Raw genomic sequence first — 6,843 nt, 5'->3', positions numbered from 1 at the left:
GATTCTCCAGGGCATCCCCGACCTGTTCTCCTCACCTGCCATGGCGATGGCCGGCGGCGGCGAACTACCCGGCCGGATGACCGGGCGTATCCTCGGCTCAGAAGCCCGCGCGGCACGCGACGTCGCCCGCGGCTGGACCCCACCGGTCCACAGCCTGGAGAACCCCCATACCATACGGTTCAGCCAGGAGAACGTCAGCTCAAAAACACGAGACGGAATGAAATTCCCTGACTTGGTGGAGAGTATGCGAACCGGCGGCTGGAACGGCGACCCCATCGATATCGTCGAGCTCCCCGACGGCTCACTGCTGAGTATCGACAACCGTCGCCTCCTGGCCGCACGCGAGGCGGGCCTGAAGGAGATACCGACCGTCCGCCACCACCCCGACGAACCCTTCCCCGAAAAACGTGGGAGGTCTCGATCCCTCATCCTGAATCATGAAATCCGCCAGCTTTCAGACGGAACACTGGTCCGCGGCGGCACCGAGGGTGTGATTCTGCATAGAATAAAAGACAATCCGGTAACATGGGGCGAGGCTGCCCTGTTCCGGACTGCCCGCCAGCCGAACAATCCGAACGGCTCTCCCTTTCCGCTCCTGGGTCGCTTGGAGCCGCCGAGGATACGGAACAAGGGATGAAAATTCATTCGGAAGCCTCGCCCATCCCGACTCTCGCTGAATGTTTTGCCCGCTATCTTCGGGACCTGGCGAACAAGAATTCTGTGGATGCGCTGATTGCCGCCCTGGATTCGAACGGCCTGCTTCTTGAGCGTGACCTCATGCAGACCCACCGTGGCAGCCAGGCAGGCTGGGTACCCACGCCGAAGTCGGCTGGGGTCTGGAATGGCCGTCGGTGCTGGCTGGGCTGGTATCCGCCGAATCTGAACGAGGTCTCAGCGGGTGACCTGTGGTTCGATCCGGTCGAGATATCACTCATGATAATAATTCCTCGATCGCCGGCGGACCTCGCGGAGCTCGCGGCGCTTCCCCCGCGCTTTCTGGCGCGACAGACGCCGTTTGCCGGGTGGATCGCCATTCGGCAGATGGCGGTCTGGCAGGCAGTCGGTTACTCGCTCCTGACCGGTCACGATCTACGGATCGATACGGAGGCCAGCTCGCCGGCTGCCGCTGTCGCCGGGGTATCACCGGCCCTGGCCCAGGACGTCAGTCTTTTCTTCGGTAAGGGCACCTGCGACCCGGAATACTGGGAGGCCACGCACGAGGCTTTCTCGAAGAATGAGCTTGCGGACCTGTGGCGCGAGGATGCACCGGAGCACGGCGGCGAGGAAAACTCCGGGTTCTGGATCGTCGTCGAACGCGCCGACGCCATGGCAGGCCTGCCGTGGACACAGCCAGCCGACGGCTTTCCCTACCTCGACGAACCGTTCCCGGCTCCGGGTGTCCGCTTCCGGACGGCCGTCTCCACCCAGATAGGTATAATAGATCCGGACGATGACGAGCCGGGTATGGTTATTGATCGTCGGCCGATGGCTTCGATGTGGAGCAGATGATCTCGGTGACCGACTCCTACTTCCGACGCTCTTCCGTCTGGGCGGTCGCGGCGCAGCTGAAGAAACACGGCTGGAAAGGCGAACCGCTTCATGCGGTCGGGCTTCCCGACGGCACGAAAGTCACCTTGCAGAACGTCCTCCTCGCCGCAGCGATCGAAGCCGGCATCCAGGAAATCCCCACGCTGACCCACCATCCCGACGAACCGTTCCCGCTGCTGCTGGCCAAGGACTTCGTCCTCACCCGCCCGGTCCGAGAACTACCAGACGGGTCATACGTCATCGGCGGATCCACCGGGCGGGTGCTGTTCCGTCGGGGGCGGCGTGCGGAGACATACGGTGAGGCTGCGTTGTTTCGTGCCGCAGGTCAGGTGGAGATTCCCGACGGTGGCCCGGTGCCCTTCATGTGGACGATGGCCCTGGACCGTGGAGAAGGCCGAGAATGACCGGAACGCTGGACATGGCATACGCAGATCATCTGCGTATGTGGGCAGCCGGGTCGCCGACGCGCCGGCTGGTGGATGAGCTCCTTGGTAACGGTGAGCAGGCCGAGGCCGCGCTACTACGGACCTATCTCGCCGCGGGCGAGCAGTGGGTGACGACGTCGCCGGCGTCGGGCGCATGGCAGGGCCGGGCATGCTGGATCGGCGCCAGACCACCGGCTGAAGCCAACGGCGGCGACCTGTGGTTTGACGTGGCGGAAGTAACCACCACCGTGCTGGTTCCGCGTCCAAACGCGGAGGTCGCAGATTTTTCGCCCGACGAGTGGGAAATAATGACCCCGTGCGTGGGCTGGCTGTCGACCAGACCGGTCCGCCGATGGCAGGTTCTCGGTTTCGCGGCCGTCGCCGACCTGAACGTGGCCCGGCAGATTGGTTCGTCCGCATATGCGATGGGCCTCCAAGGCCGCTGGGCCAACCAGTACGCCGTCTACTTCGGAAAGAGCCTGCCCGGCTGGGACAGCTGGTGGGGGGCATCCTGCGCATTCGGCGAACAGATCCTCGACGCCATGTGGCCGGAGGACATTCCCGAGATCGGATTTCATGTCGAGGAGGACGCGGTAGCAATTCTGGGACGCGCACGCGCGCTGCTCGTGGACCAGGACCCGGGCGGATCGTTCCCGCTTGGCGAACATTTTGCCATCGCAGATCACTTCTGGCTACCCGGGATGCGCTTTCGGACGGAGGTGAGCACCCAGCTCGGTCTCCTACCGCCCGACGGGGAAGGAATCGGAGGCGCACGTATCCTCGCCCGCCCGTGAATGAGCGATACATCCTGCGGATGCCGCAGGGTGTCGACCTCACTGTGCAGGCAGCGGACACGGCTACCGAATCCAGCCACCAGAAACGATCTTTCGAGCTTTGTGCGATCAACAAGGCCGCTTTCGGCGTACAAACCTCGAAAGATCGTCAGCGTGCGACGCATCAACCCGGTCACAGCCCGCGGAACACACCCGCCAACCGACGCACCCACGATCCGCGGACGGAGACCTCGGCCGGGGCGGCGGGTTGGGACCGTGCGGCAGGTTGGGACGGTGCGGCAAGTGGGGACCGTGCGGCGGGTTGGGACGGTGCGGCAAGTGGGGACGGTGCGGCCCGAGGGCACCAGGCGAGTCGCCTCGGCGACTCCCAGGACAGCGATTACCGAAAGTCGGTGGTGTCGGCGAGGCTGGTCATCGACTATCGGTGGTGTGCCCGTCCCTCCGCAGAAGGTGCCGCAGCCTGGATCTTGGCCTGCCACGAAGTCCCTGGATCGCAGCACCGGACTTCCGTTTGTGGTCGGCCTTGACGACTCGGATACGCCGTACGACGTAGTCGACGCCCTCGCGCTGGCTCCGTTCACCACAGGTGAGCAACCATGGGCGCACAGCGCCCGGATCGACCGCCTGCGGTCGGGTGCATCATTGCTACCCGCCGGCGCGCAGGTGCTGCGCACGGTCGTGGAGGACTCGCGTGACTCACGCCTTGCCGCAGGTGAGGGTTGGACGTTGCGTGCTGTGCGGTGGCGCGGGGGCGGCGGCGAGGTGACCGTGACGGCGGTCAGCGAGGAACTGGCACGCACGGTCCTCGACGGGGTGGTGCGCGAGGCGGTCGCCGAATCGGAAGCCGACAGCGCTGTCACGATGGGCTTCTGGTACATGTCCGCGCGACGCGGTCCGACCCGTACCGCCCGCGAGGCGGCCACGACATCATGGGCGTCGATCCGCCGCAACTACGCCAGCAGCGCGGTCGGCGCACTCGACAGGCTCATGACCGTGAGTCACGAGACGCTGGTCGGCCGACTGATCCTTTTGCACGGACCGGCCGGCACCGGAAAGACCACCGTGCTGCGGGCGTTGGCCCACGAGTGGCGGCGCTGGTGCCAGGTTGACTGTGTTCTGGACCCGGAGTCGCTGTTCGCCGATCCCGGCTACCTGATGGAAGTTGCGATCGGCTTCGACGACGACGGCGAGGATGAGACCGAGGCCAATGACCCGGACCACAGCGACCAGGACCATGGCGACCGGGATGACGGCGTCCAGGATGACGGCGTCCAGGATGACGGTGGCGATGACGCGGACGGTCCCGGTCGACACATTCATGATCACGCAAGCGGTGAAAGCGGTGCGAGCAGTGCCGGTGACCGTGACATGGCGCAGGCCGGCAAAACGCGCGAGGTGCGCGAGACCCGCCGACGATGGCGGCTGCTGGTGATAGAGGACTGCGACGAACTGGTCCGCGGTGACCTCAGAGGCTCCTCGGGCCAGGCGTTGTCGCGGCTGCTCAACCTGACTGACGGCCTGGTCGGGCAGGGTCGCGACGTCCTGGTCGCACTGACCACCAACGATGATCTTACTCAGCTGCACCCGGCGATCGTGCGCCCGGGGAGGTGCCTGGCTCAGGTCGAGGTGGGACCGCTGTCCTACGACGAGGCCACCGCCTGGCTCGGCACCACCCAGAGCGTCGGGCCGACCATGACGTTGGCGGAACTGTTCGCGCTCCGCGACGGCCGCGCCCCGGTACAGACCACCAAGCCGGACGCCCATTCCGGCCCCTACCTGTAAGGGCCCCTATCGGTAGTCCCATCGGTAGTCGCAGGGCCGGGCCGGCCGGCGGTCAGGCGGGTTGCAAGGAAGCGGCCCGGCGGGTCACTCCCCGGCCCTGAACTCGCTGATGCCGATCACATTCGACTGTGCGTGCACGCACCGGTAGATCATGGCCTTGTCCGCCGGGGAGGCGAACGTGATGTCGTAACGCAGCGGATACACGCGGCTGGCCTCGGTAGTGTTGTGATCACGTACCTCCTGGACGGCCTGGCCGGCGGTGGGGCACGCAGCGCGGACCGCCTCCTTCTGCGCGTCCGTGGCGGTGGCCGTGAAATAGACCACGGCCTCGATCCGAGGTGACGGTCCGGCGACCGCGACATACACGCCGAAGGCGGTCAGAGCGGCGAACGCCAACCCGCCGAGCACCACCCAGCGCCGGTGGCGTCGATCGGTGAGGGTCCGGCGCAGCCCCGCCGTCACCGACTCGGGCGGGCGTCGGACCCGTGCCGGTGGGGCGGTGTCCGCAACGTCGCTCACGGTCGGGAACCTTCCCTCGGACGAGATCTCACAGAGCGGCCTCACAGCGCGGCCTCACAGCGCCGTCTGACCGGGCCGTCTGACCGGGCCACCACCAGTACGGCGTGCCCCCAACCTAGCTGTTGCGGCGAGGCCTTAAGGTAAGCGGTCTTGCCCGCGCGAACGCGAGGGATGTTCATCACACCCGACCTGTCCACACCGGCCAGGGACGACGTGATCATGGGGGGGTCCCAGCGGATCGCGAAGCGATCCGTGGAGTCCGTCTCCTCGCGTCGCCGCAGGCCCCAAGAAACTCCGGAGAGACCGTGCCCTCCCGTATCGAGGACTACGCGGTGATAGGCGACACACATTCGGCCGCGCTGGTCTCCAGGGACGGTTCGATTGACTGGCTGTGCCTACCGCGGTTCGACTCGACCGCCTGTTTCGCCGCCCTGCTCGGCGACAACGACTCCGGCCACTGGAAGATCGCGCCGGTCGATCCCGTGCTCGCGGTGAGCCGCCGCTACCGGGGTGACACCCTCGTCCTGGAAACCGACATGACCACGGCGAACGGAACCGTGCGCATCGTCGACGCCATGTACCCGCGCTCAGGCGAGCACATCGTGCTGAGGCTGGTCGAGGGCGTCGAAGGCACCGTGCGGATGCGCAGCGAAACCCGCATCCGGTTCGACTACGGCTCGATCGTCCCCTGGGTGCGACGGCTGGACGATCACACGATGATCGCGGTCGCCGGGCCGGACGCAGTGACGTTGCGTACAACCGCGCCGATGGAGGGCCACGACATGGCCACCTTCGCGGAGTTCGCGGTGTCCGCCGGCCAGTCCGTGCCGTTCTCCCTGACCTGGTGTCCCTCACACCGTCGCGCACCCACCCAGATCGACGTCCGCCGGGCGATCGATCTCACCGAGTCGTGGTGGGCGGAGTGGATGGCCGGCTGCACCTACGACGGACAGTGGCAGGAGGCCGTCCGGCGGTCCCTGATCACCCTCAAGGCGCTGACGTACGCCCCCACCGGCGGCATCGTCGCGGCGGTCACCACATCCCTGCCGGAGATGATCGGTGGCGTCCGCAACTGGGACTACCGCTACTGCTGGTTGCGCGACGCCACCATCACCCTGCTCGCTCTGCTCGATGCCGGCTTCACCAGCGAGGCCACCGCGTGGCGGGAATGGCTGCTGCGCGCGGTGGCCGGTGACCCCTCCCGGGTCCAGATCATGTACGGGGTCGGCGGTGAACGCCGGCTCACCGAGTACGAAGTGCCGTGGCTGCCCGGCTACGAGGGTTCGTCGCCCGTACGGGTCGGCAACGGCGCCGTCGAACAGTTCCAGCTCGACGTCTACGGCGAGGTACTGGACGCGCTGCATGTGGCCCGGATGGCGACCGAGGTGGACGGCCGCGACGACTCCTGGGCCCTGCAGTCCAAGCTGATGGACTTCCTGGAGACCGGATGGCGTAAGCCTGACGAGGGCATCTGGGAGGTCCGAGGGCCGCGGCGGGACTTCGTCCACTCCAAGGTCATGGCCTGGGTGGCGGCCGACCGGGCGATCAAGGGCATCACCGAGTCGGGCCTGCCCGGCCCGTTGGACCGCTGGACGGCGCTGCGAGCCGAGATCCACAACGAGGTCTGCATCCGGGGCTTCGACCCCGATCGCAACACCTTCACGCAGTTCTACGGCTCCACCGAGCTGGACGCCGCCCTGCTGTACATGCCGCTGGTCGGCTTCCTGCCCGCGACGGATCCGCGGGTCGTCGGCACGGTGAGCGCCATCGAACGC

The 6,843-nt window shown here is 66.7% G+C and carries 6 protein-coding genes and 1 pseudogene; 6 read left to right on the top strand and 1 reads right to left on the bottom strand.

Annotated features, from left to right (window positions below; genetic code table 11):
- The 5 genes and pseudogenes from U9979_RS10370 to U9979_RS10350 form a co-directional block, all read left to right on the top strand.
- A pseudogene (locus tag U9979_RS10370) lies at positions 1 to 637 on the top strand (ParB/Srx family N-terminal domain-containing protein); the annotation flags it as partial.
- Positions 634 to 1,509, top strand: coding sequence for a hypothetical protein (locus U9979_RS10365; protein WP_322779203.1), 876 nt, complete (start codon positions 634 to 636; stop codon positions 1,507 to 1,509). The pseudogene U9979_RS10370 and the gene U9979_RS10365, both read left to right, overlap by 4 nt.
- A complete protein-coding gene (locus U9979_RS10360) occupies positions 1,506 to 1,952 on the top strand; it encodes a hypothetical protein (protein WP_322779202.1) in 447 nt (148 codons plus the stop codon). The genes U9979_RS10365 and U9979_RS10360 overlap by 4 nt, the downstream gene beginning before the upstream one ends.
- Positions 1,949 to 2,767 carry a hypothetical protein gene (locus tag U9979_RS10355; RefSeq protein WP_322779201.1) on the top strand — a complete coding sequence of 273 codons (819 nt, stop codon included), beginning with the start codon at positions 1,949 to 1,951 and terminating at the stop codon, positions 2,765 to 2,767. The genes U9979_RS10360 and U9979_RS10355 overlap by 4 nt, the downstream gene beginning before the upstream one ends.
- Before the next feature lie 429 nt (positions 2,768 to 3,196).
- The gene (locus U9979_RS10350; protein ID WP_322779200.1) at positions 3,197 to 4,549 is read left to right on the top strand and encodes a DUF5925 domain-containing protein; all 1,353 of its coding nucleotides are present in this window, start codon (positions 3,197 to 3,199) and stop codon (positions 4,547 to 4,549) included.
- An 84-nt stretch (positions 4,550 to 4,633) separates the two neighbouring features.
- Here U9979_RS10350 and U9979_RS10345 read toward each other — a convergent pair whose 3' ends face one another.
- A complete protein-coding gene (locus U9979_RS10345) occupies positions 4,634 to 5,068 on the bottom strand; it encodes a hypothetical protein (RefSeq protein WP_322750013.1) in 435 nt (144 codons plus the stop codon).
- A 305-nt stretch (positions 5,069 to 5,373) separates the two neighbouring features.
- Here U9979_RS10345 and U9979_RS10340 point away from each other — a divergent pair.
- Positions 5,374 to 6,843: glycoside hydrolase family 15 protein (locus U9979_RS10340; protein WP_322779199.1), on the top strand; the 1,470-nt coding region annotated here is incomplete at its 3' end.

Source organism: Protofrankia sp. Cas4 (assembly GCF_963555915.1).
Taxonomy (GTDB): domain Bacteria; phylum Actinomycetota; class Actinomycetes; order Frankiales; family Frankiaceae; genus Protofrankia.
The sequence above is the reverse complement of the archived record's forward strand: the minus strand, read 5'-3'. Positions and strand labels throughout refer to the sequence as shown.